Below are 16,281 nucleotides of genomic sequence, written 5' to 3'. Positions count from 1 at the left end.
ATGTCTAAAACTTTATATCAGAAATTATACGATGCCCACGTGGTGTACTCAGCGCCGGAAGAAACCCCGCTGTTATATATCGATCGCCACCTGGTACACGAAGTGACTTCGCCTCAGGCATTCGATGGCCTGCGCGCCATGGGCCGCAAAGTGCGCCAGCCGGGCAAGACTTTTGCCACCATGGACCACAACGTCTCTACCCAAACCAAAGACATCAACGCCAGCGGCGAGATGGCACGCATTCAGATGCAGGAACTGATCAAGAACTGCGAAGAGTTTGGCGTATTGCTGTATGACCTGAACCACCCATACCAGGGCATCGTACACGTGATCGGCCCAGAGCAGGGCATGACACTGCCGGGTATGACCATCGTCTGCGGCGACTCCCACACCGCGACTCACGGGGCTTTCGGTTCGCTGGCGTTTGGTATCGGCACCTCCGAAGTGGAGCACGTGTTGGCGACCCAAACCCTGAAGCAGGGCCGCGCCAAGACCATGAAAATTGAAGTGACCGGCAACGCCGCGGAAGGCATCACGGCGAAAGACATCGTACTGGCGGTGATCGGCAAAACCGGCAGCGCCGGCGGCACCGGCCACGTAGTGGAATTCTGTGGCAAGGCCATTCAGGCGTTGAGCATGGAAGGCCGCATGACGCTGTGCAACATGGCGATCGAAATGGGTGCCAAAGCCGGGCTGGTTGCGCCGGACGACACCACCTTTGATTACCTGAAGGGCCGTCAGTTTGCGCCAACCGGCAGCAACTGGGAACAGGCCGTTGCCTACTGGCGCACGCTGAAATCCGACGACGATGCCAAGTTCGATACCGTTGTCACCCTGCGTGCTGAAGACATCGCGCCGCAGGTGACCTGGGGAACCAACCCTGGGCAGGTTATCGCCGTCAACCAGACCATCCCGGCCCCTGAGTCCTTCAGCGATCCGGGTGAGCGTGCCTCGGCCGAAAAAGCCCTGGCCTATATGGACCTGAAACCGGGCATCAAACTGACAGAAGTGCCGATCGACAAAGTCTTTATCGGTTCCTGCACCAACTCACGCATTGAAGACTTGCGCGCAGCGGCTGCCATCGCCAAGGGCCGCAAGGTTGCCAGCGGTGTTCAGGCCATCGTGGTACCCGGCTCCGGCCCGGTAAAAGCGCAGGCAGAAGCCGAAGGCCTGGATAAAATCTTTATCGATGCCGGTTTTGAATGGCGCCTGCCGGGCTGCTCAATGTGTCTGGCGATGAACAACGACCGCCTGAACCCCGGCGAACGCTGTGCCTCCACCAGCAACCGTAACTTTGAAGGGCGTCAGGGCCGCGGTGGGCGTACTCACCTGGTCAGCCCGGCAATGGCCGCTGCGGCCGCTATTGCCGGTCATTTCGCCGATATCCGTGATATTCACTAAGGAAGGCTACCGTGGCTAAATTTACTCAACATACCGGTTTAGTGGTGCCTTTGGATGCGGCGAACGTCGATACCGATGCCATTATTCCAAAACAGTTTTTGCAGAAGGTGACCCGCACCGGTTTTGGTAAGCACCTGTTTAATGACTGGCGTTTTCTGGACGATGCCGGCCAGCAGCCAAACCCGGAGTTTGTCCTGAATAAACCGCGCTACAAAGGTGCCAGCATTTTGCTGGCCCGGGAAAACTTCGGCTGCGGCTCATCACGCGAGCATGCGCCCTGGGCGCTGACCGACTATGGTTTTAGAGTGGTGATTGCCCCCAGCTTTGCCGATATCTTCTACGGCAACTCGCTCAATAACCAGCTGCTGCCGGTTAAGCTGAGCGAACAGGACGTGGAAACGCTGTTCCAGCTGGTGACTGCCAATGAAGGCATTGAATTTGAAGTTGATTTGGAAAACCAGACGGTCAAAGCCGGTGGCAGAAGCTATCCGTTCGAGATTGATAGCTTCCGCCGTCACTGCATGATTAACGGGCTGGACAGTATCGGCCTGACGCTGCAGCACGAAGCGGATATTTCCCGCTACGAGGCGCAGCAGCCCGCCTTCCTGAACTGATATTCACATACCCGCCACCTGGCGGGTGTTTTTTATTATTAATAACCGTTTACCAGTAGCCCAGCCACTTCCACCAAGCCCCACCAATCAATATCCAAATCAGCAGGTTGACCACGCTCATCACAAAACCGGCTTTCCACCACTCACCCAAAGTCGCATAGCCGGAGCCAAAGACAATCGGTGCCGTGCCGGTACCGTAGTGGGTCAGCGACATCATCAGCGAGGAAGAGAACGCCAGGATCAAGCCCAGCAGCGCGGGCGGAGCACCCAGTGCAATGCCGGCGGCAAAGAACGCGGCAAACATGGCGGTAACGTGCGCGGTGGTGCTGGCAAAGAAGTAATGCGAATACAGATAGATAAGGGTCAACAGGATGGTGCCGCCAACCCAACTCATTCCCATATGATCAATACCGTTGCCCACGGTTTGCGACAGCCAACCAATCAGCCCCAACTTGCCGAGGAAGCTGGCCATCATCACCAACGCGGAAAACCACACCACCGTGTCCCAGGCACCCTTGTGCCTGAGCACATCTTCCCAGCTCAATACCCCGGTCGCCAGCAACACCGCCAGACCAATCAGCGCCGCCGTGGTTGGGTTAACCGCCAGTGCCGGGCCGAAGAACATCGCCGGAATACCGGCCCACAGCACCAGCAGCAAGGCAAACACCGCCAGAGTGATTTTCTCCGGCAGCGTTACCGGCCCCAGGGCCTGCAACTTTTCACGAGCGAAACGCGGCGCGTCCGGAGTGCTTTTCACCTCCGGCGGGTAGAGCAGGTAAATCACCAAGGGCATGACAATCAGCGAGCACAGCCCAGGCACCAGTGCCGCCACCGCCCACATGGACCAGGACAGCTCGAAGTTGCCATGAGTGCCCTTGGCAATCAGGCTGACAATCAACGGGTTCGGCGCGGTAGCGGTGATAAACATCGCCGAAGTGATCGGGTTGATATTGTAATTGACCAGCGACAGATAGCGGCCAATCTTGCCGGAGGTATTGAGCTCGGGTTTGGAGCCGAAGCTGTCGGCAATCGACTTCATGATCGGGTGGATAATCCCGCCGCCACGCGCGGTATTACTTGGGGTCACCGGCGCCAGGGTAGTTTCCGCCAGCGTCAATGCATAGGCGATCCCCAGCGTCTTTTTACCAAACAGCGAGATGAAGTAATAACCGATACGCGCCCCCAGCCCGGTTTTGTTCAGGCTGAGTGAGATCATGATCGAAAAACCAATCAGCCAGATCAACTGGTTGGAAAATCCGCTCAGCGCGTCATTGAGCGCAGCACCGGGTTTGCCGGGATTGGTGACGCCGGTTACCGCCACCAACGCGATCGCCACCACCGAAACGGCACCAATCGGCATCGCTTTGCCGATGATGGCGATGATGGTACCGATAAACAGCGCCAGCAAATGCCAGGCATTGGGTGCCACGCCTTCAGGCACCGGGATCACAAACCAGATGAGTAAAGCAGCGGCGACGGCACACAAAGAAGGAACGGGCTTGAGCGGCGTTAGTTTATCCATAACATACCCACTTTTCTAAACGGATCGGCATCTTGGCAGCAAGATGGGCGGGAACGCACTTATCGCGTTCCGGGTCCGTTCAGCTTGGGGGGCGGGCGTAATGTTCTCAATGATATGCGTCAAGGTTGGTGACGTTTAAGCTCACACTTCCCGCACGCGGGCACTCATCCACAGCGCCACTACTGCCAGGACAGTCGCCAACCAGTAAACCGCATAGTGCCCCAGGTTTTCCACCAGCGCCCCCTGCAGCACCCCGGCCAGGATCACCCCGGTGGAAATACTGTTGGTAAACAGCGTGGTCGCCGCACCTGGTCGTCCCGGCATCAGGTCCTGGAAATAGAGCATGCCAATACCGGCGATGATGCCGATAAATATGGCGTTGAACAGCTGTAATACCATCAGCGCCAGCTTAAATTTAAACACCACCAATCCGGCATAAAACAGGATGCCGGCCGCCACGGCGAACAGCATCATATTGCGCTTGCCGAATCGTTTGACGTAGTAACCCGCCAGCAACATCGCCGGGATCTCCAGCCCGGCGGCCGTGCCCATCAGCAGCCCCGCCAGGTTTTCCGGCAGGCCCAAATCGGCGGTGATATACAGCGGCATATCGATGATATACATGGTGTTGCAAGTCCACATCAGCATCGACGCAATAAACAAACGACGTACATCGCGGTTACGCCAGGCGCTGACGGGGGCCATCGGAACCGAAGCAGTAGCGTTCAGCTCCGTACTACTGTGCTCCGCACGTGGCACAGAAGGCAGGGTAAACCACACCAGCAAGGCGCAAATCGCGAAGGTCGCAGCGGCAATCATGAACATCCAGGTAAACCCGTAGTTCAGCGCCAGCGTAAATGACAGCGGCGGGCCAATCACCCAGGCCAGCGACAGTTGTGCACGCATCACCGAGCTGAACATCACCACTTCGCGCGCCGAGCTGTCTGCATATTCTCGTGCCAGCGCAAAAATCTGCGGCATCGCGGTATTGGCAATCGCCGACAGCAATACCCCGGCGGTGATCAGCGTCAGGTAGTCACGGTTAAAGGCAAACAGCAGGCAGTTACCGACCGCCATCAGGCAGCACAGCAAAATCAACTTTCGACGATCGCCGCGCGTATCCGAACGCTTGGCCAACAGGAAACTGACCGCGATGCCGACAATGGCGTTGACGGTATAGAACAGGCCAACCCACAGCGGCCGCACCTTGACCTCGGTGGTCAGGAACAGGCTCAGCGTCGGCGCCAAAAGCGCGCCGGCAATGCCGGAAAGAAAGGCAATCAGCAGGAATGCGGCAAAGACGGGATTAAAGCGGCGTGGCAGCCAGCGCTGACGTTTCATCTCTTCGTTCCTGACCCTAAAGCGGAAGACAGAACCTTAGGCTACGGTGGCAAAATTGCAAGAATATCCCCGCGACCGAGAATAAAAAAACCAGTGGGTATGATCCCACTGGCTGGTGAACAACACCATTACTCAGAAACTTTTTCTACCCGAGCCTCACAGATGCTCACGGTATTGCTTATCCGTCATGGAGTGGATGTCCCACTGGGTCAGATGGGCCAGCATCTCCAGCCGCGCCTGTTCAGGCACCAGCCCCAACCAATCGGCCCGCTGGCGACGCACCGCGCTGAAATAGCGCTGATAGAACTGTTTTGACAAGAAAACCTTCATCCGTCGCCCTCCCCCTTTCATTGAGGAAAATTATCGGCGTAATATAGGGAAAGATAAATTGATGGGTTGATGCCGGAGCGTTCCTCTTTTATGTCCACCTCCAGATTGCAACAGCAGTTCATTCGCCTGTGGCAGCGCTGCCACGGCGAGCCGACCGAAACTACCCTGCAGGAGCTGGCCGAAGTGCTCAGCTGTTCGCGCCGCCACGTGCGTTCGCTACTGGGCGCCATGCAGCACCAGGGCTGGTTAACCTGGCAGGCCGAGTCCGGGCGCGGCAAGCGTTCACGGCTCACCTTTCACTACACCGGTCTGGCACTGCAGCAACAGCGGGCAGAGGAATTGCTGGAGCAAGACCGTATCGATCAACTGGTGCAACTGGTCGGCGATAAAAACGTGGTGCGCCAAATGTTGCTGTCCCAACTGGGACGCAGCTTTCGCCAGGGGAAACACATCCTGCGGGTGCTCTACTATCGCCAGTTGTACAACCTGCTGCCCGGCTCGGCGCTGCGGCGTTCGGAAACCCATCTGGCACGGCAGATTTTCAGCGGCCTGACGCGCATAAACGAGGAAAACGGGGAACTGGAGTCTGATCTTTCGCATCACTGGCAAGCTTTGACCCCGCTGCATTGGCGTTTTTATCTCCGCCCGGCGATTCATTTTCACCATGGCCGCGAGCTGGAAATGGAGGATGTCATCAGCTCGCTTACCCGTTTGATGCCACAGCCACTGTTTTCACATCTCGAACGCGTGACCTCACCGACGCCTTATGTGATCGACGTGCATTTGCACAGTCCCGATTACTGGCTGCCGTGGCTGCTGGGCAGCGTGCCCGCGATGATCCTGCCGCGCGAATGGCAAAGCCTGCCGGACTTCTCGCGCCACCCGGTGGGCACCGGGCCATATAGCGTGGTACGCAACCACCGCAGCCAGATGAAAATCCACGCCTTTGACGATTACTTTGGCTACCGCGCGCTGATCGATGAGGTGAATATCTGGGTACTGCCGGAAGTGACCGAAGAACTGGTGCATTCCGGCGTCCAGTTGCAGGCGGACGACACCGGCAAAAACGAACTGGAAAGCCGGCTGGAAGAAGGCTGTTATTTCCTGCTGTTCGATCAGCGTTCGCCACTGGCGGCCGATCCGGCCATTCGCAGTTGGCTGTGCGAGTTGATCAACCCCATTGCGCTGCTGAGCAATGCCGGCCCGGTCTATCAACGCTATTGGTCGCCGGCCTACGGCCTTCTGCCGCGCTGGCATCACAACCGCGCACTGGCACAATTGCCCAAACCGGACGGGCTGACCGAGCTGACGTTGACTTACTACAGCGAGCACTCGGAGTTCCACGCCATTCAGTTGGCGATCGAACCCCTGCTGGCGCAGCAGGGTATCAAGCTGAAGATCCAGGCCGTGGATTACGACACCTGGCATAAAGGCGAAGCCATCAGCGATTTGTGGCTCGGCAGCGCCAACTTCTATCTGCCGCTGGAGTTCTCGCTGTTCGCCACCCTGTATGAACTGCCGCTGATGCAGCACTGCATGAACGAAGATCTCGCTGAGGATGCCGCGTTGTGGCGCGCCAATAGCCTGCCGCTGGCCGATTTTTGCCAGCGCCTGGTCAGCAATCATCAGTTACACCCGCTGTTCCACCACTGGTTGCAATTGCACGGCCAGCGCAGCATGCGCGGCGTACGGATGAATACCCTGGGCTGGTTTGATTTTAAATCCGCCTGGTTTGCGCCGCCGGAAGCATAAGCGCCTTTCACCGACGCCCGTTAGTCTTTACAATGACGCCGTCTCAACGGGGTGCAAAATGCGGCGTGCCGATTTTGCTGAGAACAAACCCGTCGAACCTGATCCGGTCAATACCGGCGGAGGGATTTGAGCCCAGCGAACCGGCAGCCGCCGCTCGCCCCCTCAGATACCCTTGCCCCCCTAAATTTTCAGGAGTGCAAAGTGGTCAAAAAAAGCCTGCCCTTGTTACTGTTGTTGTGCGCCGCACCGGTGTTCGCCAAACCGGTACTGACGGTCTACACCTATGACTCTTTCGCTGCCGACTGGGGCCCTGGCCCGGCGGTCAAAAAAGCCTTTGAAGCCCAGTGTGACTGTGAGCTGAAGTTTGTCGCGCTGGAAGACGGCGTTTCGCTGCTTAACCGCCTGCGCATGGAAGGAAAAAACAGCGCCGCCGACGTGGTGTTGGGGCTGGACAACAATTTGCTGCAGGCCGCGCAACAAACCGGTTTATTTGCGCCAAGCAACGTCGACAGCACCAAACTGAGCGTGCCCGGCGGCTGGCAGGATAAAACCTTCGTGCCTTATGACTACGGCTACTTTGCCTTCGTTTACAACAAAGAAAAACTGAAGAACCCGCCCAAAAGCCTGCAGGAACTGGTCGACAGTGACCAGAACTGGAAGGTGATTTACGAAGATCCGCGTACCAGCACGCCGGGCCTCGGCCTGCTGTTGTGGATGCAGAAAGTCTATGGCGACAAGGCCCCCGAAGCCTGGCAAAAGCTGGCAAAGAAAACCGTCACCGTGACCAAGGGCTGGAGTGAGGCTTACGGCCTGTTCCTGAAAGGCGAAGGCGACCTGGTACTCAGCTACACCACCTCTCCGGCCTACCATCTGATTGAAGAAAAGAAAGACAGCTACGCCGCCGCTAACTTCAGCGAAGGCCACTACCTGCAGGTCGAAGTGGCAGGCAAACTCAAGGCCGGCAAACAGCCGGAGTTGGCAGAGCGGTTTATGCAATTTATGGTGACCCCGGCGTTCCAGAACAGCATTCCCACCGGCAACTGGATGTATCCGGTGATCAAAACCCAGCTGCCGGCCGGGTTTGAGCAAATGACCGTACCGCAGACCGCGTTGCAATACAGCGCTGAAGAAGTGGCCAAACAACGCGGCAACTGGATCCGGGCATGGCAAACCGCCGTCAGCCACTGATCCCACGCTGGCTATGGCCGGGGCTGCTGGCTTCCGGCCTGATCCTGACCATCGCCGTACTGGCGATGGGTTCGCTGTGGCGACACGCGCCCGAAAGCGACTGGCAGGGTCTGTGGCAGGACAGCTACCTGTGGCACGTGGTGCGTTTCACCTTCTGGCAGGCGTTGCTGTCGGCACTGATCTCGGTGCTGCCCGCTATCCTGCTGGCGCGAGCGCTGTTCCGTCGCCGTTTCCCTGGCCGCCAATTGCTGCTACGACTGTGCGCCATGACGCTGGTGCTGCCGGTACTGGTGGCGGTGTTCGGCCTGCTCAGTGTTTATGGCCGACAAGGCTGGCTGGCCGCGATATGCGGTTGGCTCGGCATTAACTACAGTTTCTCCCCCTATGGCCTGCAGGGCATTCTGTTGGCCCATATGTTCTTCAACCTGCCGCTGGCGACCCGCCTGCTGTTACAGGCGCTGGAAAACATTCCGGTCGAACAGCGTCAACTGGCTGCGCAGCTTGGCATGAGCGGTCGGCAGCAGTTCCGCTTTGTCGAGTGGCCGGCACTACGCCGCCAGATCCTGCCGAGCGGTGCGCTAATCTTTATGCTGTGCTTTGCCAGTTTCGCCACCGTATTGTCACTGGGCGGCGGGCCGCAGGCCACCACCATCGAATTGGCTATCTACCAGGCGCTCAGCTACGACTACGATCTCAGCCGTGCCGCGCTGCTGGCGCTGATCCAACTGGCCTGCTGCCTGGGGCTGGTGGTGCTCAGCCAGCGGTTAAGCCAGGCACTCCCCGTTGGTAACACGCACGCCCACATCTGGCGTAATCCGGAAGACAGCCTGTGGCGCCGCGTTAGCGATTTTCTGCTGATCGCTGCCGCCCTGCTACTGCTGTTACCCCCACTGCTGGCGGTGATTGCCGACGGTGCCAACCAAAGCCTGGTCAGCGTGCTGCAACAGCCTGTGCTGTGGCAGGCGTTATTCACCTCATTACGCATTGCTCTCGGTGCCGGCGTACTGTGCGTGCTACTGACCATGATGCTGCTGTGGAGCAGTCGTGAGCTGAAGCTGCAACAGCGGCTGCGCTGGGGCCAGCGACTTGAGCTAAGTGGCATGGTGATCCTGGCAATGCCAGGCATCGTGCTGGCGACCGGTTTCTTCCTGCTGTTGAGTGACACCGTCGGGCTGCCGCAGTCGCCGTATGCGCTGGTGATCCTTACCAATGCACTGATGGCGGTGCCCTACGCGCTGAAAGTGCTGGAAAACCCGATGCGCGACCTGGCCGAACGCTACAACCCACTGTGCCTGTCGCTGGATATCCACGGCTGGCAGCGACTGCGGCTTATCGAACTGAAAGCATTGCGCCGCCCACTGGCCCAGGCGCTGGCCTTCGCCTGCGTACTGTCGATTGGCGATTTCGGCGTCGTCGCCCTGTTCGGCAACGAGCACTTCCGCACTCTGCCTTACTACCTGTATCAACAGATCGGTGCCTATCGCAGCAATGATGGCGCGGTCACCGCCCTGTTGTTGCTGCTGTTGTGCTTCCTGCTGTTTACCCTGATTGAACGCTTACCGGGCCGCCATGATAGAGCTTGAAAAACTGACCTACCTGTATGAACACCTGCCGATGCGCTTTGACCTGCACATTGCGCCTGGCGAACGTGTTGCGGTGCTTGGCCCCAGCGGCGCGGGCAAAAGCACGCTGCTCAGCCTGATTGCCGGGTTCCTGCCGGCTGCCAGCGGCAGGTTGCGGCTCGACGGCAGCGATCACACCGCCACGCCACCGGCCAAACGCCCGGTCTCGATGCTGTTTCAGGAAAACAACCTGTTTGCTCACCTGAGGGTAGAGCAGAATATCGGGCTGGGTCTGGATCCGGGGTTGCGGCTGAATAACGATCAAAAGCAGCAATTAGCGCAAATTGCCCGCCAGGTGGGACTGGAAGAACATCTGTCGCGTCTGCCGTCCCAGCTTTCTGGTGGCCAGCGCCAGCGTGCCGCTTTGGCGCGCTGTCTGATCCGCCAGCGGCCGATCCTGCTGCTCGACGAACCTTTTTCGGCGCTCGATCCGGCATTACGCAATGAGATGCTGCAACTGCTGCAAGAGGTGTGCGACCAACGTAACCTGACGCTGCTGATGGTATCGCACAATCTGGATGACGCCGCGCGTATCGCCCCACGTACCCTGCTGGTGGTCGATGGCCGCATTTTTTACGACGGCCCAACGCAGGCGTTGCTGGACGGCAGCGCACCGGAAGCCAGGGTGCTGGGCATTTCACACAAACCGTGATCTGCAGCGCGTTTTTTATGCTACGCAAATAAACCTGTTGTGTGAATTTTGCGCCTGTGGTTTTATAAAAACCTGACTTTTTTTACTGATGATAAGGTTCCCTGTGATCGCATCCTCGCTGACTTCGACCCTACTAGTTACCGCGCTACCAGCCGCGGTGATGGTCGTCGTGCGTGTGGTGGTGGTCGTCGGCAATGCGCCGTAGGGTCCGAATCAACGCATCGATTCCCAAACCCCGCCGGCGCAAACCGGGCGGGGTTTTTAGTTTCAGTCCCCTGCCCAGAAAAGCGAACCGGCCTTGAGAAAGGATAGGAACATGGCAATTTCGGGCACGCCACAGCAAGGCAACAGCTTCACCGGCGCACAGTTGATCGTCCACCTGTTGGAACGTCAGGGCATCACCACCATTGCCGGCATTCCCGGCGGCGCTGCACTGCCGCTGTATGACGCACTGAGCCAAAGCACCCGCATTCATCACGTACTGGCCCGCCACGAACAGGGCGCTGGCTTTATGGCACAGGGCATGGCACGCGCCAATGGCAAGGCGGCGGTGTGCATCGCCTCCAGCGGGCCGGGGGCCACCAATCTGGTCACCGCTATCGCCGACGCCAAGCTCGATTCCATCCCTCTGGTGTGTATCACCGGCCAGGTGCCGTCTTCGATGATCGGTACCGACGCCTTCCAGGAAGTGGATACCTACGGCATCTCGATTCCTATCACCAAGCACAACCATTTGGTTCGCGATATCCGTGAACTGCCGCAGGTGATTTGCGACGCGTTCCGTATTGCCGAATCCGGCCGCCCTGGCCCGGTGTGGATCGACGTACCGAAGGACGTGCAAACCGCGGTGATCACTCTGGATGAACTGCCGCCGATAGCTATTCCCGACGCGGCACCGGCCTTCGAGACCGCAGCCGTAGCGCAGGCCGCCGCAATGATCAATCAGGCCAAACGCCCGGTACTGTATCTGGGTGGCGGCATCATCTGCGCCAATGCTTACCAACAGGCGATTGAGCTGGCGGAACGCGCCAACCTGCCGACTACCATGACGCTGATGGCGTTGGGTGCCATGCCGGTGCAGCACCCGCTGTCGCTGGGTATGCTGGGGATGCATGCCGCACGCAGCACCAACTTTATTCTGCAAGAGGCCGACCTGCTGATCGTACTGGGCGCCCGCTTTGACGATCGGGCGATTGGCAAAACCGAACAGTTCTGCCCGAACGCCGCCATCATTCACGTGGATATCGACCGTGCCGAACTGGGCAAGGTGAAGCAGGCCAACATTGCCATTCACGCCGACGTTGGCCAGGTATTGCAACAGCTGTTACCACAGATTGAGGCTCAGCCACGCAGCGAATGGCTGGACACCGTCAACGACCTGAAGCGCGAGTTCCCGTTCAGCATGCCGAATGCCGAAGATCCTCTGAGCCACTATGGGCTGGTGCTGGCTGCTGCGCGCTGCGTGGATGAAAGCGCCATTATCACCACCGACGTGGGCCAGCATCAGATGTGGGTGGCGCAGGCCTACCCGCTGAGCCGTCCGCGCCAGTGGCTGACCTCCGGCGGATTGGGCACCATGGGCTTCGGTCTGCCGGCAGCGATAGGTGCAGCCCTGGCCGAACCGCAGCGCAAGGTGCTGTGCTTCTCCGGTGACGGCAGCCTGATGATGAACATTCAGGAAATGGCCACCGCCGTCGAGCATGATCTTGACGTGAAAATTATCCTGATGAACAACCAGGCGTTGGGGCTGGTGCATCAGCAGCAAACGCTGTTCTACCAGCAGCGCATTTTTGCCGCCGCCTATCCCAAGCGTACCGACTTTATCAAGATTGCCGCCGGTTTCGGGCTGGACACCTGTGATTTGAACGCCGCAGAAGATCCGCAAGCCGCGCTGGCCGAGGCGATCCAACGGCCTGGCCCTTGTTTGATCCACGCGCTGATTGATATCAATGAAAAAGTGTTCCCGATGGTGCCGCCGGGTGCCGCCAACATCGACATGATTGGAGAATAAGCCATGTCAGAACAATTGAATAATCCACAGGTGATCCTGGAACTGACGGTACGTAACCATCCCGGCGTGATGTCGCACGTGTGCGGCCTGTTTGCCCGCCGTGCCTTCAACGTAGAGGGTATTTTGTGTCTGCCGCTGAAAGACGGCAAACAGAGCCGTATCTGGCTATTGGTGGCGGACGATCAGCGGCTGATGCAGATGATAAGTCAGGTAGAAAAACTCGAAGATGTGCTGCAGGTAAAACGCCATAGCGAGGACGTGCGGGTGTTCGAACAGTTGGAAGCCTTCTTCCAGTAATGTACAGAGGGGCGTTACGCCCCCTTGTCACTGACCGGCCAGCACCTTCCACAGCAAATGCCGGTAAACCGGCATCAGCGGCTGTTGATGCAGGTAATAAAAGGTGCCGATCGCCAGGATCCAGCTCAGCACGCAGGCTATCCGCAGCCGCAGTGGCGACAGCCAGCGGCTCAAGCGGTCATTGCAGCGTTTACCTTCACGCCACCAGCGCCAGCTCAGCCAGGCGGCCAGCCAAATCAGCATCGCCACCGCAAACAGCAGCCATTTGAATAAGGCACTGTTGGCGCTGGCGGGAATGTCGATGGCCACGCCGGCCAGAATGCCCGGGAAGAAATAGACCGGCGGCCAGGTGATACAGCCGATAATGTTCGGCAATGCGAATTTGTACGGCGGCAAGTCCAGCATTCCGGCCACCATCGGCACCAGCGGGCGCGTCGGGCCGATAAAACGACCAATCAGAATGGTTGCCATACTATGTTGATGCAGCGCGTGCTCGGTCTTGTCGAGCATCGCCTTGTTCTTTTTCAGGAACGACCAGCGGTGCAGCGGCCCTTTGAACGCGCGGCCGATAAAGTAGGAGATCCAGTCCCCCAACAGGCAACCGACGATCCCCGCCGCCCAGGCATAATAGAAGTCCACCTGGCCACTGCCGATCAGCGCGCCGATGCTGGCCATCATCACCGTTCCGGGCAGCAACAACCCTACCAGCGCCAGAGATTCCAGAAACGCGACGAACATGACCACCATCAGAGTGAAAGCCAAAGACTGGGTAATCAAATGCTGTAAATAGGCTTCCATTAAACCTCTGTTGGTTATCCAAAGCGCGTGGGCGTGGGATTGTCAGGTGCGGCCGGGAACGAGTCAACCGGTGAATTGTATGCGTTTTTGGCAGAACTGTGCGGCAATGGACAATCACTGTATAAAAACCCATACTATATTTATATTTTCTCCCTTATAGCTTAGCTTGTCAGGAACAGCGCGATGTCACTCCAACAGGGTTTCTTGCTCACCCGCCACTGGCGTGATACGCCCGCCGGCACCGAGGTAGAGTTTTGGCTGGCGACCGACAGCGGCCCGCAGCAACTTCGCCTGGCACCGCAGACCTCGGTCGCCTTTATCCCGGCCGAACAGCGCCAACACGCCGAGCTGTTGCTGCGGGAAGAGCGGCAATGGGAGCTAAAACCGTTGCCGCTGACCGATTTCCATCATCGTCCGGTGTTGGGGCTGTATTGCCGTCAGCACCGCCAGTTGATCAAACTGGAAAGGCTGCTGAAAGACGGCGGCGTTAACCTCTATGAGGCCGATATTCGCCCGCCGGAACGCTACCTGATGGAGCGTTTTATCACCGCACCGGTCTGGTTCAGCGGCCAGGCGAACGGCAATGGCCCGTTGATCAACGGCCAAATGAAACCGGCACCGGAATACCGTCCGACCTTGAAACTGGTCTCGCTGGACATTGAAACCACCGCCCACGGCGAGCTGTACTCGATCGCGCTGGAAGGTTGCGGTCAGCGCCAGGTGTACATGCTCGGGCCGGCCAACGGTGGCAATGAAGCGCTGGATTTTGACCTGGAGTACTGCGTCAGCCGCCCGCAGATGCTGGAACGGCTGAATCAGTGGCTGGAGCGGCACGATCCCGATGCCATCATTGGCTGGAACCTGGTGCAGTTCGATTTACGGGTGCTGCAAAAACACGCTGAGCGTTACCAAATTCCGCTAAAACTGGGCCGCGGTGGCAACCTGCTCGAATGGCGTGAACACGGCTTCAAACAGAACCACTTTTTCGCCTCCGCTGCCGGTCGGTTGATTATCGACGGTATCGAGGCGCTGAAATCCGCCACCTGGAACTTCCCTTCTTTCAGCCTGGAACATGTGTCGCAGACGCTGTTGGGCGAAGGCAAGTCGATCGACAATCCCTACCAGCGAATGGCAGAAATCGACCGGCGCTTCGCCGAAGACAAACCGGCGCTGGCACGCTACAACCTCAAAGACTGCGAACTGGTAACGCAAATCTTCGCCAAGACCGATTTGCTGACCTTCCTGCTGGAGCGCGCCACGGTGACCGGATTGGCGGCCGACCGCAGCGGCGGTTCCGTCGCCGCATTCAGCAATCTGTATATGCCACGCATGCACCGGCTGGGTTTTGTTGCCCCCAACCTTGGCGAGCAGCCGGAAGAGCACAGCCCCGGCGGTTTTGTGATGGATTCACAGCCTGGCCTGTATGACTCGGTGCTGGTGCTCGATTACAAGAGCCTGTACCCGTCGATCATCCGTACCTTCCTCATCGACCCTGTCGGACTGGTGGAAGGCATGCAACACCCCGGCAATGCCGATTCGGTGCCCGGTTTCCGCCATGCCCGTTTCTCGCGCAGCAAACACTGCCTGCCGGCGATCGTCGAGCAGATCTGGCAGGGCCGCGAAGCGGCCAAACGTCAGCAGAACAAAGCCTTGTCCCAGGCATTGAAGATCATCATGAACGCGCTGTACGGCGTATTGGGATCGAGCGGTTGCCGTTTCTTCGATCCCCGTCTGGCCTCGTCGATCACTCTGCGTGGCCATGAGATCATGCGCCAGACGCGCGAACTGATCGAGGCTCAGGGTTATCAGGTGATCTACGGCGATACCGACTCCACCTTCGTCTGGCTCAAACAACCGCATGACGAGCAGCAGGCAGCGCAAATAGGCCGTACATTGGTCGAACAGGTGAACCAATGGTGGCAACAGCATTTGCAGCAACAGTATGGGCTGGAGAATGCGCTGGAACTGGAGTTCGAAACCCATTACTCACGTTTTCTGATGCCCACCATTCGCGGTGCCGAACAGGGCAGTAAAAAACGTTACGCCGGGCTGATCGCCAAACCGGACGGCAGTGAAGAGATGGTGTACAAAGGGCTGGAAACGGTGCGCACCGACTGGACACCGCTGGCGCAGCAGTTCCAGCAGCAGCTTTACCAACGTATTTTCAAACGGCAGCCGTATCAGGATTTTGTGCGTGAATACGTTAGCCAAACGCTTAACGGCGATTTCGACGATCGGCTGGTCTACCGCAAGCGCCTGCGCAGAAAGCTGGACGAATATCAACGCAACGTCCCGCCACATGTCCGCGCAGCCCGCATCGCCGACGACTATAATCGTCAGCAGGGGCGACCGCTGCAATACCAGAACGGCGGCTGGATCAGCTATGTGATGACCGTGGCCGGGCCGGAGCCGCTGGAAACCCAGCAGTCGGCGATTGATTACCCCCATTATCTGGAGCGCCAGTTGGAACCGGTGGCAGACGCTATACTGCCATTTTTGCATGACGATTTTACTACGCTGGTGACCGGGCAGATGGGCCTGTTTTAGCATTCGGCCCACTCTGCGGGCTTTGGTGAAGGGTTAAAAAAATTCATCGGGTTTTGCAGGTGACGAACGCGCCGCCTTCCATTACCATAGCGCCCTTCCCAAATTCTGAATCATCTCCCTCACCGCCTGATGACATAGGCATGGGAGCGATACCCTATGGATTTCAAGCTGCAGTTAGGCGCCCAACTCGCTCATCCCCAAGCGCT

14 protein-coding genes and 1 riboswitch are annotated in these 16,281 nt (G+C 58.3%); of the genes, 10 read left to right on the top strand and 4 right to left on the bottom strand.

Going from position 1 to position 16,281, the window contains the following annotated elements:
- A complete protein-coding gene (gene leuC, locus M2406_RS12365; RefSeq protein WP_259190211.1) occupies positions 1-1,401 on the top strand; it encodes a 3-isopropylmalate dehydratase large subunit in 1,401 nt (466 codons plus the stop codon).
- 11 nt (positions 1,402-1,412) lie between these two features.
- Positions 1,413-2,015: a 3-isopropylmalate dehydratase small subunit gene (leuD, locus tag M2406_RS12360; protein WP_259190209.1), complete on the top strand. Its 603-nt coding sequence runs from the start codon at positions 1,413-1,415 to the stop codon at positions 2,013-2,015.
- A 49-nt stretch (positions 2,016-2,064) separates the two neighbouring features.
- On the opposite strand, the gene M2406_RS12355 is transcribed toward leuD, so the two are convergent.
- From M2406_RS12355 to sgrT, 3 genes are all read right to left on the bottom strand, one after another.
- The gene (locus tag M2406_RS12355) at positions 2,065-3,537 is read right to left on the bottom strand and encodes an anion permease (protein ID WP_259190208.1); all 1,473 of its coding nucleotides are present in this window, start codon (positions 3,535-3,537) and stop codon (positions 2,065-2,067) included.
- A 141-nt stretch (positions 3,538-3,678) separates the two neighbouring features.
- Positions 3,679-4,878 carry a sugar efflux transporter gene (locus M2406_RS12350; protein ID WP_135344678.1) on the bottom strand — a complete coding sequence of 400 codons (1,200 nt, stop codon included), beginning with the start codon at positions 4,876-4,878 and terminating at the stop codon, positions 3,679-3,681.
- A gap of 156 nt (positions 4,879-5,034) precedes the next feature.
- Entirely contained in the window at positions 5,035-5,208 is a 174-nt protein-coding gene (sgrT, locus tag M2406_RS12345) for a glucose uptake inhibitor SgrT (protein WP_012005190.1), read from the bottom strand.
- Between the two features lie 90 nt (positions 5,209-5,298).
- Here sgrT and sgrR point away from each other — a divergent pair, with 90 nt between their 5' ends.
- From sgrR to ilvN, 7 genes are all read left to right on the top strand, one after another.
- Entirely contained in the window at positions 5,299-6,960 is a 1,662-nt protein-coding gene (gene sgrR / locus M2406_RS12340; RefSeq protein WP_115183299.1) for an HTH-type transcriptional regulator SgrR, read from the top strand.
- A 37-nt stretch (positions 6,961-6,997) separates the two neighbouring features.
- Positions 6,998-7,103, top strand: a riboswitch (TPP riboswitch).
- Positions 7,104-7,161: 58 nt separating this feature from the next.
- Positions 7,162-8,148 (top strand): thiamine ABC transporter substrate binding subunit, encoded by a 987-nt coding sequence (gene thiB, locus M2406_RS12335; protein WP_012005188.1) that lies wholly within the window; start codon positions 7,162-7,164, stop codon positions 8,146-8,148.
- Positions 8,124-9,731 (top strand): thiamine/thiamine pyrophosphate ABC transporter permease ThiP, encoded by a 1,608-nt coding sequence (gene thiP, locus M2406_RS12330; protein ID WP_012005187.1) that lies wholly within the window; start codon positions 8,124-8,126, stop codon positions 9,729-9,731. The genes thiB and thiP overlap by 25 nt, the downstream gene beginning before the upstream one ends.
- Positions 9,718-10,422: a thiamine ABC transporter ATP-binding protein ThiQ gene (gene thiQ / locus M2406_RS12325; RefSeq protein ID WP_017891586.1), complete on the top strand. Its 705-nt coding sequence runs from the start codon at positions 9,718-9,720 to the stop codon at positions 10,420-10,422. The genes thiP and thiQ overlap by 14 nt, the downstream gene beginning before the upstream one ends.
- Before the next feature lie 88 nt (positions 10,423-10,510).
- On the top strand, positions 10,511-10,627 hold the full coding sequence (gene ivbL / locus M2406_RS12320) for an ilvB operon leader peptide IvbL (RefSeq protein WP_208295193.1): 117 nt from the start codon (positions 10,511-10,513) through the stop codon (positions 10,625-10,627).
- Between the two features lie 111 nt (positions 10,628-10,738).
- Positions 10,739-12,433 carry an acetolactate synthase large subunit gene (gene ilvB / locus M2406_RS12315; RefSeq protein ID WP_259190205.1) on the top strand — a complete coding sequence of 565 codons (1,695 nt, stop codon included), beginning with the start codon at positions 10,739-10,741 and terminating at the stop codon, positions 12,431-12,433.
- A gap of 3 nt (positions 12,434-12,436) precedes the next feature.
- Complete coding sequence (ilvN, locus tag M2406_RS12310) at positions 12,437-12,730, top strand: acetolactate synthase small subunit (RefSeq protein ID WP_012005184.1); 294 nt, start codon at positions 12,437-12,439, stop codon at positions 12,728-12,730.
- A gap of 27 nt (positions 12,731-12,757) precedes the next feature.
- Here the strand turns inward: ilvN and M2406_RS12305 are convergent, their stop codons facing one another.
- Positions 12,758-13,528, bottom strand: a complete 771-nt coding sequence (locus M2406_RS12305; protein ID WP_259190200.1) for a DedA family protein — start codon at positions 13,526-13,528, stop codon at positions 12,758-12,760.
- Between the two features lie 183 nt (positions 13,529-13,711).
- Here M2406_RS12305 and M2406_RS12300 point away from each other — a divergent pair, with 183 nt between their 5' ends.
- On the top strand, positions 13,712-16,075 hold the full coding sequence (locus M2406_RS12300; protein ID WP_259190199.1) for a DNA polymerase II: 2,364 nt from the start codon (positions 13,712-13,714) through the stop codon (positions 16,073-16,075).
- Positions 16,076-16,281 lie beyond the last annotated feature (206 nt).

This window comes from Serratia sp. BIGb0163, from assembly GCF_024809935.1.
Lineage (GTDB): Bacteria > Pseudomonadota > Gammaproteobacteria > Enterobacterales > Enterobacteriaceae > Serratia > Serratia quinivorans.
Note: the sequence above shows the minus strand (reverse complement) of the source record. Positions and strands in the feature narration are given on the sequence as shown.

Excerpts from the sequence above, each read along its gene's own strand:
- sgrT (WP_012005190.1), bottom strand. The coding sequence starts at position 5,208 with ATGAAGGTTTTCTTGTCAAAACAGTTCTATCAGCGCTATTTCAGCGCG.
- M2406_RS12350 (WP_135344678.1), bottom strand. The coding sequence starts at position 4,878 with ATGAAACGTCAGCGCTGGCTGCCACGCCGCTTTAATCCCGTCTTTGCC.
- thiQ (WP_017891586.1), top strand. The coding sequence starts at position 9,718 with ATGATAGAGCTTGAAAAACTGACCTACCTGTATGAACACCTGCCGATG.
- thiP (WP_012005187.1), top strand. The coding sequence starts at position 8,124 with ATGGCAAACCGCCGTCAGCCACTGATCCCACGCTGGCTATGGCCGGGG.
- ilvN (WP_012005184.1), top strand. The coding sequence starts at position 12,437 with ATGTCAGAACAATTGAATAATCCACAGGTGATCCTGGAACTGACGGTA.
- M2406_RS12305 (WP_259190200.1), bottom strand. The coding sequence starts at position 13,528 with ATGGAAGCCTATTTACAGCATTTGATTACCCAGTCTTTGGCTTTCACT.
- M2406_RS12300 (WP_259190199.1), top strand. The coding sequence starts at position 13,712 with ATGTCACTCCAACAGGGTTTCTTGCTCACCCGCCACTGGCGTGATACG.
- ilvB (WP_259190205.1), top strand. The coding sequence starts at position 10,739 with ATGGCAATTTCGGGCACGCCACAGCAAGGCAACAGCTTCACCGGCGCA.
- ivbL (WP_208295193.1), top strand. The coding sequence starts at position 10,511 with ATGATAAGGTTCCCTGTGATCGCATCCTCGCTGACTTCGACCCTACTA.
- M2406_RS12355 (WP_259190208.1), bottom strand. The coding sequence starts at position 3,537 with ATGGATAAACTAACGCCGCTCAAGCCCGTTCCTTCTTTGTGTGCCGTC.
- leuC (WP_259190211.1), top strand. The coding sequence starts at position 1 with ATGTCTAAAACTTTATATCAGAAATTATACGATGCCCACGTGGTGTAC.
- sgrR (WP_115183299.1), top strand. The coding sequence starts at position 5,299 with ATGTCCACCTCCAGATTGCAACAGCAGTTCATTCGCCTGTGGCAGCGC.